Annotated in this window: 16 protein-coding genes and 1 pseudogene; 10 read left to right on the forward strand and 7 right to left on the reverse strand. The window is 64.8% G+C overall.

Annotation, left to right across the window (positions count from 1 at the left end):
* Positions 1-4 precede the first annotated feature (4 nt).
* Positions 5-742: a DUF4253 domain-containing protein gene (locus ACP15H_RS06075; RefSeq protein WP_425065306.1), complete on the forward strand. Its 738-nt coding sequence runs from the start codon at positions 5-7 to the stop codon at positions 740-742.
* Positions 743-879: 137 nt separating this feature from the next.
* Positions 880-1,248, forward strand: a complete 369-nt coding sequence (locus ACP15H_RS06080) for a YciI family protein (RefSeq protein ID WP_425065307.1) — start codon at positions 880-882, stop codon at positions 1,246-1,248.
* A 33-nt stretch (positions 1,249-1,281) separates the two neighbouring features.
* On the opposite strand, the gene ACP15H_RS06085 is transcribed toward ACP15H_RS06080, so the two are convergent.
* Complete coding sequence (locus tag ACP15H_RS06085; RefSeq protein ID WP_425065308.1) at positions 1,282-2,205, reverse strand: LysR family transcriptional regulator; 924 nt, start codon at positions 2,203-2,205, stop codon at positions 1,282-1,284.
* A gap of 89 nt (positions 2,206-2,294) precedes the next feature.
* Between ACP15H_RS06085 and ACP15H_RS06090 the strand changes: the two genes are divergently transcribed.
* Together ACP15H_RS06090 and ACP15H_RS06095 are read left to right on the forward strand one after the other, a co-directional pair.
* A complete protein-coding gene (locus tag ACP15H_RS06090) occupies positions 2,295-2,717 on the forward strand; it encodes a CidA/LrgA family protein (protein WP_425065309.1) in 423 nt (140 codons plus the stop codon).
* Entirely contained in the window at positions 2,701-3,408 is a 708-nt protein-coding gene (locus ACP15H_RS06095) for an LrgB family protein (RefSeq protein WP_425065310.1), read from the forward strand. The genes ACP15H_RS06090 and ACP15H_RS06095 overlap by 17 nt, the downstream gene beginning before the upstream one ends.
* Positions 3,409-3,487: 79 nt before the next feature.
* Here ACP15H_RS06095 and ACP15H_RS06100 read toward each other — a convergent pair whose 3' ends face one another.
* Positions 3,488-4,471: an alpha/beta hydrolase family protein gene (locus ACP15H_RS06100; protein ID WP_425065311.1), complete on the reverse strand. Its 984-nt coding sequence runs from the start codon at positions 4,469-4,471 to the stop codon at positions 3,488-3,490.
* Between the two features lie 460 nt (positions 4,472-4,931).
* On the opposite strand from ACP15H_RS06100, the gene ACP15H_RS06105 reads away from it, so the two are divergent.
* On the forward strand, positions 4,932-8,063 hold the full coding sequence (locus ACP15H_RS06105) for a glycosyltransferase (RefSeq protein ID WP_425065312.1): 3,132 nt from the start codon (positions 4,932-4,934) through the stop codon (positions 8,061-8,063).
* An 18-nt stretch (positions 8,064-8,081) separates the two neighbouring features.
* Here the strand turns inward: ACP15H_RS06105 and ACP15H_RS06110 are convergent, their stop codons facing one another.
* Together ACP15H_RS06110 and ACP15H_RS06115 are read right to left on the reverse strand one after the other, a co-directional pair.
* Entirely contained in the window at positions 8,082-9,920 is a 1,839-nt protein-coding gene (locus tag ACP15H_RS06110) for a glycosyltransferase family 2 protein (protein WP_425065313.1), read from the reverse strand.
* A 2-nt stretch (positions 9,921-9,922) separates the two neighbouring features.
* Positions 9,923-10,852: a hypothetical protein gene (locus tag ACP15H_RS06115; RefSeq protein ID WP_425065314.1), complete on the reverse strand. Its 930-nt coding sequence runs from the start codon at positions 10,850-10,852 to the stop codon at positions 9,923-9,925.
* 168 nt (positions 10,853-11,020) lie between these two features.
* On the opposite strand from ACP15H_RS06115, the gene ACP15H_RS06120 reads away from it, so the two are divergent.
* Entirely contained in the window at positions 11,021-12,100 is a 1,080-nt protein-coding gene (locus ACP15H_RS06120; RefSeq protein ID WP_425065315.1) for a polysaccharide biosynthesis/export family protein, read from the forward strand.
* Between the two features lie 49 nt (positions 12,101-12,149).
* Here ACP15H_RS06120 and rfbD read toward each other — a convergent pair whose 3' ends face one another.
* From rfbD to ACP15H_RS06135, 3 genes are all read right to left on the reverse strand, one after another.
* Positions 12,150-13,046 (reverse strand): dTDP-4-dehydrorhamnose reductase, encoded by an 897-nt coding sequence (gene rfbD, locus ACP15H_RS06125; RefSeq protein WP_425065316.1) that lies wholly within the window; start codon positions 13,044-13,046, stop codon positions 12,150-12,152.
* Between the two features lie 3 nt (positions 13,047-13,049).
* Positions 13,050-13,601 (reverse strand): dTDP-4-dehydrorhamnose 3,5-epimerase, encoded by a 552-nt coding sequence (gene rfbC, locus ACP15H_RS06130; protein ID WP_425069866.1) that lies wholly within the window; start codon positions 13,599-13,601, stop codon positions 13,050-13,052.
* Positions 13,602-13,811: 210 nt separating this feature from the next.
* On the reverse strand, positions 13,812-14,150 hold the full coding sequence (locus ACP15H_RS06135) for a hypothetical protein (RefSeq protein WP_425065317.1): 339 nt from the start codon (positions 14,148-14,150) through the stop codon (positions 13,812-13,814).
* A gap of 209 nt (positions 14,151-14,359) precedes the next feature.
* On the opposite strand from ACP15H_RS06135, the pseudogene ACP15H_RS06140 reads away from it, so the two are divergent.
* From ACP15H_RS06140 to cysW, 4 genes and pseudogenes are all read left to right on the forward strand, one after another.
* Positions 14,360-14,761: pseudogene (locus ACP15H_RS06140) on the forward strand (RrF2 family transcriptional regulator); the annotation flags it as partial.
* A gap of 202 nt (positions 14,762-14,963) precedes the next feature.
* The gene (locus tag ACP15H_RS06145; RefSeq protein ID WP_425069867.1) at positions 14,964-16,007 is read left to right on the forward strand and encodes a sulfate ABC transporter substrate-binding protein; all 1,044 of its coding nucleotides are present in this window, start codon (positions 14,964-14,966) and stop codon (positions 16,005-16,007) included.
* Positions 16,004-16,864, forward strand: coding sequence for a sulfate ABC transporter permease subunit CysT (cysT, locus tag ACP15H_RS06150; RefSeq protein WP_425065318.1), 861 nt, complete (start codon positions 16,004-16,006; stop codon positions 16,862-16,864). Before ACP15H_RS06145 ends, cysT begins: the two co-directional genes overlap by 4 nt.
* Positions 16,857-17,699, forward strand: a complete 843-nt coding sequence (cysW, locus tag ACP15H_RS06155; protein WP_425065319.1) for a sulfate ABC transporter permease subunit CysW — start codon at positions 16,857-16,859, stop codon at positions 17,697-17,699. The genes cysT and cysW overlap by 8 nt, the downstream gene beginning before the upstream one ends.
* Positions 17,700-17,719: the final 20 nt, after the last annotated feature.

Here is a 17,719-nt window from a genome sequence, read left to right on the forward strand (position 1 = left end):
GCCAATGCTGAAGGGGTTTTTGTCAGCCCTGGGGTTTGGAAGCCGGGAGTCTGCTGCGGCACGCCAATCGATCGATCAGCGCGCCGAGGCACGCGCCCGTTTTCCATACGAGATCGTCGAGACGACCGGCGAGAATGCACTTGCGAAATGGGAAGAGCTGAAGTCGGCCGGCCGCGGCGTCCCCGTCATCGTGGGGGACGATGTCGACAACGTCCTGCGTCCTTTTTATCCCGATGCATCCGAGCCACTGATCCCGGTGAGCGAGCAACTCGCCGCGGCGGACGCAATCCGTTTTCCCGAGGGTCTGGGAGCCGGGGACGACGACGTGGCGTTGGGCGAGTGGCCGGCCGAGAGGCCGGAGCCGGTCGGTTTTTCGGCCGCGCTGGATCCCCGGTCGCAGACGCCCATGCCCCGCGTCTACGTCGTCCTGATCCCGACCGATGACCCGACCACTGTTCCGGCTTATCTGCACTGGGGCAATTTCAACGGTTGCCTGCCGGCGCCCTACCATGTCGCTGCACTTCGCAACTGGCGGGACCGCTATGGTGCGGAACTCGTAGCCCTGGGAAGCGATACGCTCGAACTGCGGGTCGCCCGAAAGCCGGCGACGCGGGAAGAAGCGCTCGAACTGGCGCGTATTCACAGTGCTTATTGCAGTGAATTTGCGCAAGGCGGAGAGACCTTGAGCGGGATGGCTGCCGGCCTGATGGTCCAGGAGTGGTGGTCCTTCTGGTGGGACTGACGCGGAATTGCGCGGAGTGCTGATCTCGCCAGGCTTCCCGCAGCTACGAGAAATTCGCGCCCCCTGTCGGTTCCGGAGACCCTCGTTCGTCGTTCCATGACAAGGCCGGTCGAGCCGGCTTCAGCAGGGAGACGGACATGCGCGTGATGGTGCTGGTGAAGGCGACCGAGGATAGCGAAAAGGGCTTCGTCCGCTCGCCGGAGACGGCAGCGTTGATGGAGGCCATGGGCCGCTTCAACGAGGAGCTGCAGAAGGCCGGCATCCTGCGCGACGGCGATGGGCTCAAGCCCACGTCGGAGGGCCGGCGCGTCGCCTTCGATGGTGCGGGCCGCACGGTCCGGCAGGGGCCGTTCTCCCCGGCTCGGGAACAGCTGGCCGGCTTCTGGCTGTGGGAGGTCAAGGACATGGACGAGGCGGTGGCCTGGGTGAAGCGCTGCCCCAATCCCATGCCGGGACCGAGTGAGATCGAGATCCGGCCGCTCTACGAGATGTCCGACCTGGAGTGAGACGCCGGGGGTGCGCGACTCCCGTCGCGCGTCTCACCGCTTTGCCGCCGCGTGCCTCTGCTTCGCCGGGACGAGGGGCGGGGCCCGAGTCGTGGCGACGAGATCGAGCCACACTCGCGCGGCGTGCGAGAGAAAGGCGCCGCGGCGCCAGATCATGGCGATGCGCCAGTCCGTGTCCGTCTCGGCCAGGCGCACGCGGGCGACGGAGCGGTGCCTGCGCTGCTCGGCAATCATCCGCGGCAGGAAAGCGACCCCCATGCCGGTTGCGGCAAGCGCGACGATGAAGTCGATCTGGCTGCTGCGCGCGACGACGGTCGGTTCGAAGCCGCGCCGGTGGCACGCCTCGAGGATGATGCGGTTGAGCGCAAATCCCGATTCGAACAGGATGAACGGCTGTTCGCGCAAGGCTGCGAGGTCGAGAGAGCGCCGGCGCGCCAGCGGATGGTCCGGCGCCAGCAGGACGGTCAGAGGCTCGCGTTTGACCTCCTGCCATTCAAATCCGTCCGACACGGGGAGGAGGGAGGCGGCAAGTTCGATCTCGCCGGACATCAGGACCTCTTCCAGCCGGTCGCTGCCGTACTCCACCAGCCGGATGTCGATGCCGGGGTAGCGCTTGCTGTAGACGGCAAACAGCGGGGCAAAGAGCACGTCGCTTCCGACCGGCGGCAGGCCGAGGCGCAGCGTGCCGCGCTTGAGGCCGCGCAGTTCGCCCAGTTCGGCGATCAGGTCCTCCCGCTCGGTGAGGATGCGCTGGGCCCGGTGCAGGACGATCTCCCCGGCGGCCGTCAGCCTGCTGCGATGGCCGATCCGGTCGAGCAGCGGCACGCCGATCTCGTCCTCCAGCTGTTTGACCGCTTTGCTGATCGTCGACTGGGTGGCGGAGACGGCTTTGGCGGCCTGCGAGAAGCCCCCCTGGCGGACCACTTCGACGAAAGCGCGCAGCGTGCGAATCTCCATGACATTCCATATCAGAATAGATTGTAGTCATTCAATTCATTTAGAGAATGGGCTGCTGCATCCTATCTTCGCTGCGAGAGGAGCAGCCGATGAGCGTTTCTTCGATCATGGTCCGTGTCCGTCATGGCGTTCGCCGCAGCCCGCCCCTGCAGATCGGGTTGGTCGTGGGGTTCTGGCTCGCCGGAGAGGGCCTCGCAAAGCTGGCCGGCCTGCCTGTTCCCGGCAGCGTGATCGGCATGCTGCTGGTTCTCGCGCTGCTGGCCACACGAAGACTGAGCGTGAACAGCCTGCGGCGGGGCGCGGAGTGGTTCATCGGCTACATGGTGCTGTTCTTCGTGCCCGCCGTGATGGCGCTGCTCGATCACGGCGAACTCATCGGTCTGCTCGGCCTGAAAATTCTGGCCGTGATCGTGGGCGGCACCTTCAGCGTCATGCTCGTGACCGGCTTCATCGTCGATCTCTGCACCAGGTGGGGGGCCCGCGATGCCGCGGTTCATGCCAGCGGGGATTGATCCCACCCTTCAGGCGATCTTCTGGTCGTCGGCGACGATCGCCCTCTATCTGGGGGCGAGGGCGATCTACCGGCGCTGGCCGCGCTGGTGGCTGATGCCCCTGGCGATCGCGCCGCTGGCGCTGATCGTGACGGCGCTCGCCCTTCATACCAGCTATCGCGACTACAGCCGTGGAACCCATTGGCTAGTGAGCCTGCTGGGGCCGGCCACGGTCGCCTTCGCCGTGCCGATCTATGAGAAGCGCGGCCTCATCCGCCGGCACTGGCGCGTTCTGGCCGCGGGCATGGTCCTGGGCAGCGCCACCTCGATGCTGACCGCCTGGGGGCTGGCGCGGCTGCTCGGATTGAACGACACGCTGACCTTGAGCCTCTTGCCGCGGTCCATGAGTACGTCGTTCGCCATGACGGTGTCGGGCGAGATCGGCGGCGCGCCCGATCTGACGGCCGTGTTCGTCATCGTCACGGGAGTCGTGGGCGCGGCGATTGGCGATGTCCTGCTGCTGCGATGGCCCATCCGCTCGAGCCTTGCCCTTGGTGCCCTGCTCGGCGTTGCCGCCCATGGCGCCGGCACCGCCAAGGCCCACGAGATCGGGCAGGAGGAGGGCGCCGTCGCCGGCCTCGTGATGGTGATGGTCGGGTTGCTCAACGTCTTGCTGGTGCCGCTGCTCATGATGGCCCGGAGTCTGGCCTGAGCCGCATCGTCGACAGGGGATGGCGCAACAGGAGTGGAGCTTCGCTCCGCCCTGCCGCGCACGCCGCGAAGGGGCGACTTCAGCGCAGCGAATTGAACCAGTCGAGGACGGTGGACTTGCCGTCGAGGACGGCGCCGTCGCCGTAGAGGCTCGCCAGGAAAGTGGCGCGATGGCTCGCTCCCTTCACCGGCACGCCGTTCATGTCGCGTCCTCCCGATGCCAGCGCCATCTTCACGAGGCGCGGGTACAAGGCCTCGTCGGCCAGCCCGTAGTAGAAACGGATCGGCGAGTCGTAGTCCCAGAAGGTCGTGCTGTTGTCGGCGAGGCGGCGCAGGAGCTTGCTGTTGGTGTCGTGCGTGAAGCGCTCGAAGAAGCCGTCGGTCAGGAAGTCGGCGACCGGCGGCATCGTCTTCGCGACCTCCGCATCGAGCTTGTAGTCGGACCAATATTTTTCGGCGAAGGCGCGGTGTTGCGGCTTGATCGCGGTCTCGAAGAGATCGGTCAGGCCATAATAGCGCCGGTAGCTGCCGAGAAGAATGATCAGGCAGGGCACGATCCAGGCCGGCGGTGGCGGATAGGATGTCTCCGTCGCGGGGATGAAGGAGGGCGGGTCGGACCAGTAGTGGAACGTGTCCGGCAAATCGTTGAACGGGCTCTGGGCGGCCGCGGCGACCACCTTGGTGCCGCGTCGCTGCAGGTCCTGTTTCAGCCATTGAGTGTTCAGGGCACCCTGCGACCAGCCGTTCAGGAACAGGGCGGAGGGGCGCAGGCTCGACTTCTCCAGCTCCCGCACGCCGGCCTGCAGGATGTCCAGGCAGCAGCGGACGGTGGCGTCCTTGACCCCATAGGCCTCGTCGCGGCCGTCGCGCAGCGGGCCTTTGCCGAGATAGTCCGCCGCGATGACGGCGTAACCGTTCCCCGCGAAGCGCTGGACGTTGAACAGGGTTTCGAGCGAATCGGCATTGTCGCTCGGCTCATAGCTGTCGGACCCGAGCCGGATCAGGTTCGACGGGACCTGGTCGAAGGACAGGATGGTGCCGTGCTGCCAGGAAACGACAGGCACTGTCCCCTGGATTCCCACGGGAAGGGCGAGGAGCCCGCTCACCTCGACCTGCTCACCGGTTTCCGGCAGGCGTGTAGAGGTTGTAAGACGTCTCAACTCCACGTCGTAGCGCGCGGCGTGTCTGTCGGGGGAGAATGGCGCGAGAATGTCGCCTTGGTTGAACGCGGGATAGAATTTCGCGGCGAGAGCGTCGAGCCGCTGTTTCGAGACGCGGACGGGCAGGCCGGTCGCGGTTTGCGCATAGGCCGAAAACGGCAGGGTCGAGCACCCGGCAGCTACCGATGCGAGGAGATGGCGTCGGCCGAGCGTGCGCGTGTTCGAGGAACCGCTCCAACCCGCCGGTTGCTCAGCGTGAGGATTATTTTCATTCGATGAAGTCATTGGCTCCGGCCGCTGCAGAGTCGCCGTAATTGACAGTATGATAAAAACGGCTCTTCTGTGTAGTTCGCAAGGGGATTGAATGGCTGGCAGGGATATCGAGAGTGAAAAACTAGCCAGCGCTGCCGTCGAGGAAATTCTCTGCCATTCCACTCCGCTCGGCAGGATCGACGATCTGGTGCGGCGATCGCCTGACGCCTGGACCGTCACCTATCCCGGGTTGGACTCGCTTCTCACCTTCCAGGGAGAGGCGAGGCGACTTCGCATTTGCATCGCTACCGAAGATATCGTGGGTCCGGTTCGCAATGGCGGCATCGGCACGACCTATGCCGCGCTGGCCGAGCTCCTGGCCAATCTCGGCCACGAGGTGACGATTCTCTACCTCAAGGGACACGAGGTCGAGAACGAGACGATCGAGCACTGGGGCGACTACTACGCCGCGAAGAAGATCCGGTTCGTGCCGGTGCCCAACTATGCGCGCCTCGATCGATATCCTGTTGGCGGCGATCGCTGGGCCCATGCCTCGTACAACATGTTCCGATACCTCACGGACCATCCGGTGGATGTCGTGCATGTCTCGGAGTGGCGCGCGGCCGGCTATTTCAGTCTTCTCGCCAAGCGGCAGGGGCTTGCCTTCCGCGATACGCTCTTCATCGTGAAGACCTCGTCGCCCTGGCTGTGGAACAGGCTCTACGGCCTGCAGCCATTCCAGCGCCTGGACGATCTCGCAAAGGTGCACGCCGAACGCCGCAGCGTCGAGCTCGCGGACATGGTGATCGGGGGCAGCCTCCACCTGCTGCGCTGGATGCACAGCCAGGGCTATGACATGCCGCGCGAGCGGATCTTCGTGCAGCCGAACGTGGCGACCTTCGAGCATCTCGCCCGCCTCGCCCTGACCCGGAACTGGGAGCAGGGGAGTCGGCGCCCGATCGACGAGATCGTGTTCTTCGGCCGTCTCGAGGCGCGCAAGGGGCTTCTGATCTTCATCCAGGCGATCAAGCGCCTGATTCGCCAGGGCACCAAGCTGCCTCCGAAGATCTCGTTCATGGGCAAACCCGGCGAGCCGGTGCTCGAACGGACGGGCGAAGACGTCGTGGGCTACATCAGGGCGGAAAGCGCCTCCTGGCCGACCAGGGTAGAGATCCTCTCCGACTTCCAGCAGGACGAAGGAGTCGAGTATCTGCTGGGGGGCAACCGGCTGGCCGTCATGCCGTCCCTGATCGAGAACTCCTCGCTTGCCGTCTACGAGGCGTTGATCTGCAAGGTGCCGTTCATCGCCTCCGATTCGGGCGGAACGCCCGAACTCGTCGATCCGGCCGACCGTCCGAGCGTTCTCTGTGCCGCCCATCCCGTCCCGCTGGCGGACAGGCTCGCGCTGGCGCTCGAGCGCGGTGGCTATGTGGCGGCGCCCAGCTTCGACAACGAGGAGAACCTCGAGCAGTGGCGGCGCTTCCACCAGGATCTCGGGCGCGGCCTGCTGGCCGAGTTGCTGCCCCCGGACTCCTATGCCTCCGCGCCGCCGACGAAGATCTCGGTGTGCATCTACCACCCGGAGAACGATGAGCGACTTGCCGCGACCCTGGCCTCGCTCAAGGCGCAGAAGGATGCACCGCTGGAAGTGCTGATCGCGGTCGACACGGACGACAATGAAGCCGTCGATCGTGCGCGCGCGAAGGTCGAGGAGATCGGCCTTTCCGCCACCATCATCCCGACCTTCGACTTCGATGCCGGCCTCGGCTTCAACACGCTGGCCGACGAAGCAACGGGCGAGTTCGTATTCTTCCTGTGGTCGGGCTCGACCCTGAATGCCGCCGCCCTGTCCACGCTCGCGGATGTGGCGGGACGCTGCGGCGCCGATCTGCTGACCTACTTCTTTCGCGTTGTTTATCGAGAGACCGAGGCGAGCCGCCCCTACCTCAACGTCGCTCTCCTCGGCGATTTTGCGCAGGCCTTCTTCCACACCGACGTGACGCCGCTTCCCCTGTTCGTGCGGCGGAGTGCCTTCCTCGAGCTGGGCGGCTTCACCCGCGACTATCGCGTCCTGGGACACGACCACGAGTTCGTCTCCAAGGCCCAGTTGGCGGGGCTGCGCTGCCAGTCCGTCCTTCGGGAACTCGGCACGGTCGACGGCTGGAGTGCGGAGCGGCTGCGCGAGAGAGGTTACGACCGGTCCGTGTCGGAACTTCGGGCCGCGCGCCCACAGCTCTCCGCTGCACCGCTCGCGCTCCGGGAACTGCTGATCATGGCGAAGGGATTGCAGAAGAACCTGGGGCGCCGCGGCCGGCTCGGAGGCACGATGGCCCTGCCCATGCGCGCCAAGAGGGACAGCGCGGCCGGCAACCTCATGCAGCTGATCGCCGCCCTGGCGCCGAAGCTCATCGGTCGCGAGCGACCGGACAAGGCGAAGGCGAAGCGGCGCGCGGAGCGTCTGGCGGCCCGCGCCGCATCGCACGGGACAGGCCTCGTTCACCTGGTCAACGACCAACCGGCGGGGCAGCGGCACGACCCGGCGTCTCAGCTGGCCGTCCGCAACCTCGCCATACATTGGCAGTCCGACGCGGACGGAAAACGGTACGTCGGTCGTCTCTTCGGTGTTCACCGCGGGGTGGTGTACGGCTGGGTAAGGGACGAAGACCACCCCGACAAGACGGTCGAAGTCGAGGGCGATTTCGGAGAGGGCCGCAAGCGGATCGTGCCGGCCAACATCAGATCTGCGGCGATTCTGCCGGCACGCGCGGGCATACTCGGACATGGTTTCGCCTTGCCCATCTGGCGGGGACTCCATGGCTTCCCGGGAGACTGGCGATCGACCGATGTCGTGCTGCGCGTCAAGGGAACAGATCTGACGATCGGCGAGCTGTCGGTTCCGGCAAATCCGCACGCGCTCGAAGCCAGCGGCTACGAGGGCCACTGCGACCTGGTGGATTCAACGATCCGTGGTTGGGCCTGGCAGCCCGCGCATCCTGACAACTCGATAGACATCGCCGCGTTCGTCGACGGGAAATTCCTGGGACGCACCACGGCGAATTACGTTCGAGACGATCTGCGCTCGCTGCAGATCGGGACCGGCGCCTATGGCTTTGCCATATCGATCCCGCGCCAGCTGCGCGATGGCACGCCGCATCGTGTCGATGTCGTCGTTGCCGATTCGGGTGTTCTCCTCAATCGCGGCCGCCTGCATCTGGTGGGCGACAAGCTCATCTCGGCGAAATGACCTCGAGGCGCTGCGCCTTCAGAGGTCGAGCAGCAGAAGCTTCTGGGCGTATCGGGCCACCAGCGCGGCGTCGATGGAATCGCCACAGGCCTTGAACACGAGCGTGCGGGCTCCCGCTTCGTCGAGCTTGACCGCCTGGACGTCGGCCCGCGCCGTGTTGCGGCGGTATCGGACGGCCGGCCATTGCAAGGCCCCGATGCGCAGTCCTGCGCCTTGTGCCTTGGCAAGGCTTACCCAATCCAGGCTCGGATAATCGTATCCGAGGTCATGGAAGCCTCCCAGGGTGGTAAAAGCCTTGCGGCGGACCGCCATGGCGGTGTCGCCGAACGCATTGAAGAACAGACCGGCCGAGTGCGCGGTGCCCAGAAAGAGAAGTCTCCCTGCGCTTGGAAGTGATCGCGGATCGCCGTCCGCGTCGTCGAACACGTCCAGAGAGGAGACGACGATGTCGTGCGCTCCGGTCGATGCGGCCCGTGCGAGCCGTTCCAGGCCGCCCTCCAGGAAGAAGTTATCGTCGTCGAGGAATACCACGATCTCCGATCGCGCCTCCGCGAGGCCTCGATTGTAGGCGGACGTCTGAGGCAGCGGCTCGGCCAGGCTAAGGACGCGCAGGGAAGGGCGAGCGCCGGCGGCGTCGCGGATCGCACCCTCCACGTCGGCGATCGGGCTCGCATTGTCGATCACCATGACCTCGACTTCATGTCCGTCGACTGTCGAGGGAATGGAGGCCAGTGCCTGACGCAGGAAGCCCAGGCGATTGTGATGGAGGACGCAGACCGTGACGGTCTGTGTTCCGGAAGATCGAGAGCGAATATTGAGGCGGGTCAGGTCCGCCAGCAGCTTTGCCCAGTCGACGTCGTTGCCTTCGGCGGAGACTGCGCCACCGTCGGCGATGGCACGGGCAATTCCCTCTGCAAGCCGGGTCGCCAGATGCGGATCGTCCATCGGTCGTGCATGGAGGAACAGGTGATTCGATGTGCCGGCACGAAGCGAGTGAAGATCGCCCCTGTCAGCTGATACGGACACCGCCAGTCTGCCCGGCTCGGCCGCGTAGCGCAGCGCCCGCGACCGGTCGGTTTCGTCGATGACCTTGAAGCGGAACGGCCACGTCGTGGCTTTCTGTCCAAGCCATTCCTTGCTGAGGCCGTAAAGCGAATCGGCCATCGGCCCGAGAAAGGTTACCAGCCGGTCACCGAGAATGCCCTTGCGAGCCAGGCGCTCGATCGCCTCGACGAATTCGCCGGCACCGGCGACGCGCTGCAGCGCGCCCATGAATACGATTTCGCGAACGGGTGCGCGTGGCGGAACAGGCGGCACGGCGCCCGTGCGCGAACAGCGGACGAGCGGAATGCTGAGAGCGAAGCCGGGCAGGGCCGGCCCCTCCATCGTCTGGTCCGGCAGGATGAGCGTGTCCGCGAGAGCGAGGCATTGACGTTCCATCGCGTCCGAGATCAGCGATCCCAGGTCGAAGCTCGCGGAGTCGCTGGCCAGGAAGCGCTCACGGGTCGGCTCGTTGCTCCACAGGGCAATTCGGGTGCCGGCGAAAGCCTCCCCGCATGCCCTGGCCATCAGGGTTGCCTGCGCGATGCCCCCGCGCAGGGATGCGATCATCAGGTCGGGGGGCTTTCGCGCCAGCTCGAGCGCCAGGCGATGGCTGTCGGTCATGGGGCTCGCCGCCACCGCACGATTGAGGCCTGTCAGGAGCGGCGGGTCTTGCGCCAGGTCGGCCAGGGCGCGTTGGTCGATCAGGCGAACGACGTGCCCTTGCATCGCCAGAGACCGGGCGGCCGCTGGAAAAAGCCCGGACGGTCCCTGCCATCCCTCCGACGTATCGACCAGGACGATCTCGAGAGCCACCGTCAGGAGATCCTGAATTCCAGGCCACTGCCCAGGTCATCGACGAAAAGCGACCCGGTGTGCGGGGGGAGCGGGAGAGAGAACCCGTGGAAGCCATCGCCGTTCGCTTCCGTGCAGTCACCGCGATAGAGAGTCGCCCGTTGCTCGGCCAGCGTCCGCGGTCCGGCGCGCAGACGCAGGAGCCGCCGTTCTTCGGGATGGTGCCGGTCGATGGCCCAGCCGGTGAGAGCGGGACCGGCGGGATGCTGGTCGAGTCGAAGGACATAGCCTCCGCGGTCGAAGGTCCTGCCTGCGGGTTTTCCGGTATTCGGCCTCGGCCTTGGCAGCTCCGCACCCGTCTTGCCGCACAGGAACCGCGCTGTCGCGACGAGGGCGGGATCGGAGACCGGCAAGGCGAAGCCATGGTGCCCGTCGCCGTAGCCCGCTTTTTGCACGTCGGCGCGATACCGGTCGGCCAGAGCCTCGGCGATCACGCGGCCGGTTGCGTCCACCATTCGTATCCAAAGACGGGAGGCGGGATTGGCCTTGTCGAACGCCCAGCCGCGTATGTATCCGCGGTGTACGCCGTCGATCCCTCCGGCGACGGTCGTGCGCGTCGAAGGAACGACCCGCCGCAGGAGAGTCTTGAGGTCGGGCAGCATGCTGACTGTGGATATCAAGTGAACATTATCGGACGTAGCCTTGCCCGCCGCAATCCGGCGATGTGAGATGGCACAGATTGCCCACCGCTGACGGATTGACCATTGTTTGCTTCGCAGATACGCCTTGGTTTCGCAGAAGCAATTCGCTCCCTTCGTCACGCAGCCTGTCGTCGATTTGTCGCTTTCAGTTCCGTCGATGTCGAGAAAGTGCCTAGGCCCATGACTCTCCTTGATTTTTTGCCGGACCGATTTGTCGATAGGCGTGTCGGGCAAAGAAGCGGATCGAACCATGCCGGCAGGAGGCAGAGCGGCGTTGCTGCTGCGGTCAAGGCGAAGGCCGTACGGACGCTCAGGATTTCCGCCAGTCTCCTGGCCCTTGCGGCGGCGGGATGCAGCAGCGTGCCGGCGGCCGCGCCCACGACGGCGCAACTCGTTCGTACCCAGGATGAGAATTGGGAGGTGTTCGTCGTCAAGGTGACCTCTCTGGTCACTCGGGCACTGAGCCAGTACCAGCCTCCGAGTTTTCCACAGGCCTTTCGACTGGCCAAGTATACGCCCAGCGTGGCGCTGAAGCCGGGCGACACGATTGGCATCACCGTTTATGAAACAGCAGGGTCTACGCTGTTCCAGGGCACCGTTCCGCCCATGATGACGGGCACGCCCGGGATGCCGGCGCCGCAGGCGTCGACCTTGCCCCTCCAGATCGTCGAGGCTGACGGAAAGGTCACCGTGCCTTATGTCGGCCGCGTCCATGTCGCGGGCCGGACCCCGTCGCAGGCGGCGGCAGTGATCCAGGACGGCCTCGCGTCCCAGACGGTCCGGCCCCAGGTGGTCGTGTCGCTCGTGGGCAATACGGCCAACACGGTTTCGGTCGGCGGCGAAGTGAACAAGGCCGGCCTCATGCCGCTCACGCTGCGCGGCGAGAGGCTGCTCGACGCCGTTGCGTGGGGGGGAGGGCCCAAGTTCCCCGCGGTCCAGACGGACCTGCGGTTGATGCGCGGCCAGCAAGTGGTCTCGCTCCCGCTGCAGCAGGTGATGTCCAATCCCGGCGACAATGTCGTGGCTCAGCCCAACGACAACATCGTTCTGGTGCGAAATCCCAAGACCTTCCTTGTCATGGGCGCGACGCAGAAGGTCGCACAGTATCCGTTCGAGACCGAGCAGGTGACGCTCGCTGAAGCCATCGCTCGGGCCGGCGGTGGCATCGACGTGCAAGCCAATCTCGGGGGCGTCTTCCTGTTTCGCTACGAGCCCGCCCGGTTCGCGCGGACTTTGCTGGCTGCGGACAGACAGGCCGTCGATACGACCTATGTGAATGCACGCATGGCTGCCCTGGAAGGCGGCATGGATGCGCCGGTCATCTATCGGATCGATCTCACGCAGGCTGACGGTTACTTCTTCGCCCAGCAGATACAGCTTCGCGACAAGGACGTCGTCCTCGTCACGAACGCCGATTCCGTGCAGTTCCTGAAGATCATGCAGGTCGTCCGTTCGATCACCGGCGCCTACTACGATCTCACCCGGAGCACGAACTACTAGCGAGCGCGATGGGCGCCGCCCGAAGCGCACCGCAGCATGGTCAAGCGGTCTACTGACCTGCTGCGGTCGCCTCGGCGATCACGCTATCGAGCCCGGAGGTCCAGTGAGGGGGCGCCGCGCCCAGGATCCGCGACAGCTTCGCGAGATCGAGACGTGAATTGAGCGGACGCTGAGCCTTGACGGGATACTCGCTGGTGGCGATGGGCATGACTCGCGTGGCCTTCAAGGCAACGCCTCTCGACTGCAGACCTTCGACGATCGCCGTCGCAAATCCGTGCCAGCTGGTGCTGCCCGATGCCGTCAGGTGAAGCAGGCCACCGGCGTGGCCGATCACCTCGGAAAGGCCGCCGGGGGCTGCGAACAATGCCGCGATGGTATCGCCAATCAGGGCGGACGAGGTCGGAGCGCCGTGCTGGTCGGCCACGATGCGCAGCTCTTCGCGTTCCTGCGCAAGTCGCATGATGGTGCGAAAGAAATTGGCGCCGCCGGGCGCGTAAACCCAGGAGGTCCGAACGATCAGATGGGCCCCGCCGACGGTCCGGATCGCCCTTTCGCCGGCGAGCTTGCTGGCCCCATACACGGAGAGGGGGGCGGGGACATCGGTTTCCCTCCACGGCGTCGTCCCGCTGCCATCGAAGACGTAATCGGTCGAGAAATGAATGAGGGGAACGTTCGCGTCGGCGGCCCACCGGGCCATGGCGAGCGGCGCGGCTTCGTTCACCAGAAAGGCCGCCTCGCGATCGTCCTCCGCCTTGTCGACGGCCGTATAGGCGGCAGGATTGACGATGACGTCGGGCGCCAGATCCTTCAGCCGGGCGGCGATATCGCCGGGCCTCGTCAGGTCGATCAGCTTGCGGTCGGCCGCGATCACCGTTCCGAAGGGTGAGAGGCGCGAGATCAACGCCGATCCCACCTGGCCCGTCACGCCTGTTACCAGAATTTTCAACGGTCAGCCTTCATACAGGGGAAGGCGATCGACTTTCGACAGCGGGAGCGCCGCGCTGTCCTTGGCGGAGACTTTGGGATCGGAGATCTGCCAGTCGATGCCGAGTTCGGGATCGCACCAGCTCACGGCGATTTCGTCCTTCGGACTATACAAGCCATCACACTTGTAGAAAAAATCCGCGCTCTCCGAGAGGACGACGAAACCGTGCGCGAAACCCCTCGGAATGAACATCTGCCGTCCGTTCTCCTCGCTGAGTTCGATGGCGCAGGATTTTCCAAACGTCGGACTGCCGCGGCGGACGTCGACGGCAACGTCGAGCACCTTGCCTCGGAGAACGCTCACCAGCTTGCCCTGTTGATTGGGATTCTGGAGATGCAGGCCGCGCAGCACGCCATACGATGAACGCGACAGGTTGTCCTGAATGAAGGGTCCGGTCACGCCCAGGGCGGCATAGCGTTCGGTCTGGAACGTTTCGACGAAGAAGCCGCGTGAATCGCCAAATCGTCGGGGCTCGAACAGGAGCACTCCTGGCAGTGTCGTCTTGAAAGTCTGCATGCCTGCCCATTCCGAAAACCGCACGGCCGCATTGTATAGAAACGAGGCCGGGGCATTGGCAAGATTAACGGCTATGCCGATGGCGCGCGTTGTCGCGTCCGGCGTTCCGCACGCGGATGTTCGCATTGCGACGGCAATCAACAGTCTCGGCAGTCGATTCGAGTGTCGGAGTCCTGAACAGCGCGACAGGCGACGGCCGGCTTTCGTGGATCAATTTCCGGTTGTAGCGGTCTCACTCAGTTGCTCGCGGATGTGTTCGGAGCGAGCGAGCGCCTTCCTCATCAAGCGGTCGACGAAGGCCTTGCCGGAGCTGTGGAGGCGACCGCGGTCGTCCTCGCGGAGGACACCCGAGCTGGCATCCTGGCCGTATCTGCGTTCCCAACGCTCGATCGCGAGACGGGCGAGCTTGCGCGCTTCCTCATCTCCTCCTTCGAGCATTTCGCGCGTAAGCAAAATTTCCAGGATGAAGTCGTGAGCCATCGCCATCGCGAGAGCGGCAGTATTCGAGTCGATGCCACGAATCCGCTCATCCTTCTCGAGTTCGAACATGCCTGTCTCCCAAACGCCTGAGCCGCGCGACGATAGCGGCAGGCCGTTGCAGAAGAAAGGCGGCACCTTCAAACGTCGCGGGACGGTTTGCGGCCGCGGGCCGCTCACCCTTAAGTCAGTTCTTGGGGACGGGCTTCGTCTGCATCCCTGGATATGCCAAGATTGCCGCCCCTTCGATTTGTCGCGCCTGCATCGGCATTGGGTTTGAAATGATCTCGCAAAGGGCCAAATACGCGCTGCGGGCGCTCGTCGCCTTGGCGCGGGCCGAGTCCGGTCGGCCGACCATGATCATGGAGCTGTCGACCTCCTGCTCCATTCCCAAGAAATTCCTGGAACAGATATTGCTGGACCTCAAGCATCACGACCTGGTGCGGAGCAAGCGCGGCAAGTTCGGAGGATACTTACTCAACAAGCAGCCCTCGCAGATCATGTTCGGCGAAGTGTTGCGGATCGTCGATGGTCCGATCGCGCTGTTGCCCTGCCTTTCGAAGATATCCTATCGGCGGTGCGTGGACTGTTTGGACGAAGCGACGTGTGAAATTCGACGCGTGTTCGCTCAGGTTGCGAACGCGAGCCGGGATATTCTGGATAACACGAGTCTTGCCGACGCCATGAACGCGGACGATGCGGTCGGGCAAGGAGCGTCGAAGAAGAGGAAGCGCCGGGACGCGTCGGACTTAGCGAAGGGGGCGCCGAAGTCCCCGGTTCGGGTCCGGCCGCGGAGTTGACAATCTCTACCGGTCTGGTCGACAAAGACAGTGGCCCTTTAGCCTGATCTGGTCAGCCACCGGATCGACTGTAGGAGACGCGATGATGACTATGAACCGTCGTTCGTTTCTCGCAGCAGGCGCCACGCTCGGCGTCGCGACTGCCTCCAGGCCGACCCTCGGCCAGACACCGGCTCCGGCAGTGTTGACCAACGTTTCCTACGATCCGACACGCGAGCTCTATCGTGCGGTGAACGACGCCTTCGCAAGCGAGTGGCAACGCAGTGCCGGACAGAAACTGACGGTCCGGACATCTCATGGCGGTTCGGGGCGGCAGGCGCGCTCGGTGATCGACGGCCTGGAGGCCGACGTCGTGACCCTGGCGCTGGCCGGCGACATCGACGCCATCGCCCGCGAATCGAAGCGTCTGCCGGAGAACTGGCAGTCTCGTCTGCCCAATAATTCCTGCCCGTACACGTCGACGATCGTGTTCCTCGTGCGCAAGGGTAATCCCAAGGGCATCCGGGAGTGGACGGATCTCGCCAGGCCCGGCATCTCGGTCGTCACTCCCAACCCGAAGACGTCGGGCGGCGCACGCTGGAACTACCTTGCCGCATGGGCCGATGAACTCGAACGGACGAAGGGCGACCAGGCTGCCGCGCGCAAGCTGGTCGAAGCCATCTTCAGGAACGTCCCTGTCCTCGATTCCGGAGCGCGCGGCTCGACCACGACGTTTGCCCAGCGCGCGGTGGGGGACGTGTTGATCTCATGGGAGAACGAGGCGTTCCTCGTTCTGCAGGAGTTCGGCGCCGACAAGTTCGACATCGTCGTGCCGTCGCTGTCGATCCTGGCGGAGCCGCCGGTTGCCGTCGTCGATTCCGTGGTCGACAAGCGGGGGACGCGAAAGGTGGCCGAGGCCTACCTCAACTTCCTCTATTCGCCCGCCGGCCAGAAGATCATTGCCCGGAATTTCTACCGGCCGTTCAAGCCGGAGGATGCGGATCCGGCTGATCTGGCGCGGTTCCCCAAGATCAAGCTGGTCACGATCGATCAGGTCTTCGGTGGCTGGAAGCAGGCGCAGGCCGAGCATTTCGCCGACGGCGGCATCTTCGATCAGATCTACAAGCCGGCGGGCAAGGCCCCTCGGTGACGGTCGCTCGCGTGACCGCAGGCCGCTTCGCCTTCGTCAAACCGAGTGCCCTGCCGGGTTTCGGGCTGACGCTGGGGTTCGCCACGACCTATCTGTCGCTGATCGTGTTGCTGCCGCTGATGGTGCTGATATGGCGGGCAAGCGGTCTTGGTCTTGAAGGCATCTGGCACGTGGCGACGACGCCGCGCGTCATGGCGGCGCTGGAGGTCAGCTTCGTCACCTCGTTGCTGGCCGCCTTGCTCAATGCCGTCTTCGGTACGCTCGTCGCCTGGGTGCTCGTCCGCTACGATTTTCCCGGTCGGCGACTGCTCGATGCCGCCGTCGATCTGCCGTTCGCGCTGCCTACCGCGGTTGCGGGCATTGCGCTTGCGGCGCTCTACGCGCCCAACGGTTGGATTGGCGCGTTCTTTGCGCCGCTCGGCATCAAGATTGCGTTTACTCCCTGGGGTATCTTCATCGCTCTGGTGTTCATCGGTTTGCCCTTCGTCGTCCGAACGGTCCAGCCCGTCCTGCAGGATTTCGAACGCGAGATGGAGGAGGCGTCCGCCACCCTGGGCGCGACGCGGATGCAAACCGTGTTCCGCGTCGTGCTGCCGGCGCTTCTGCCGGCGCTCGTGACCGGCGTGGCCCTGGCGTTCGCGCGCGCCGTAGGAGAATACGGTTCTGTGATCTTCATCGCCGGCAACATTCCCTTCGTCTCGGAGATTGCGCCGCTGCTGATCGTGACCCGTCTCGAGGAGTTCGACTATGCCGGCGCGTCGGCGATTGCCGTCGTGATGCTGGCGATTTCGTTCGTCGCGCTGCTGCTCATCAACTCTGTCCAGGCCTTGAGCCGGCGGAGATACGACGGTGCGTGAGACGGCACTCAGCGAGAGCCGGCCGCTGCAATGGCTGCTGATCGGCGCGGCCGTGGCGTTTCTGGCCCTGTTCCTGGTCCTGCCGCTGGCGGCCGTCTTCGTGGAGGCGCTCCGCAAGGGCATCGAGCCGCTTCTGGCCTCGTACACCGATGAAGATACCGTCGCCGCGGTCTATCTCACGCTCATCGTCGCGGCGATCACGGTGCCGCTGAACCTCGTCTTTGGTGTCGCCGCTGCCTGGGCCATCGCGAAGTTCGAGTTTCGCGGCAAGAGCCTCCTGATCAGTTTGATCGATTTGCCTTTCTCCGTGTCGCCCGTCGTTTCGGGATTGACCTTCGTCCTGCTGTTCGGCGCGAAAGGCGTCTTCGGTCCGTTGCTCGATGCCTGGGACATCAAGATCATCTTCGCCGTCCCGGGAATCGTGCTGGCGACGATCTTCGTTACCTTTCCCTTCATCGCCCGCGAACTCATTCCGCTGATGCAGGAGCAGGGGACGGCGGAGGAGGAGGCCGCGCTCACGCTGGGTGCCTCGGGCTTTCGGACGTTCATGACAGTGACCTTGCCCAATGTTCGCTGGGCGCTGCTGTACGGCGTTCTTCTCTGCAACGCGCGCGCCATGGGTGAATTCGGCGCCGTCTCTGTCGTGTCGGGCCATATTCGGGGACTCACCAACACCATGCCGCTCCAGGTGGAGATTCTGTACAACGAGTATAATTTCGTCGGCGCGTTCGCGGTCGCGGCCCTTCTGGCCGGACTGGCACTCGTCACGCTTGCGGCGAAGTCGCTCCTCGAATGGCGACACGCGGAGGGCCTCTCGACGGGGCGACGTCACTGACATGACGAACGACACAGTCG

The organism is Reyranella sp., assembly GCF_965249915.1.
Taxonomy (GTDB): Bacteria; Pseudomonadota; Alphaproteobacteria; order Reyranellales; family Reyranellaceae; genus Reyranella.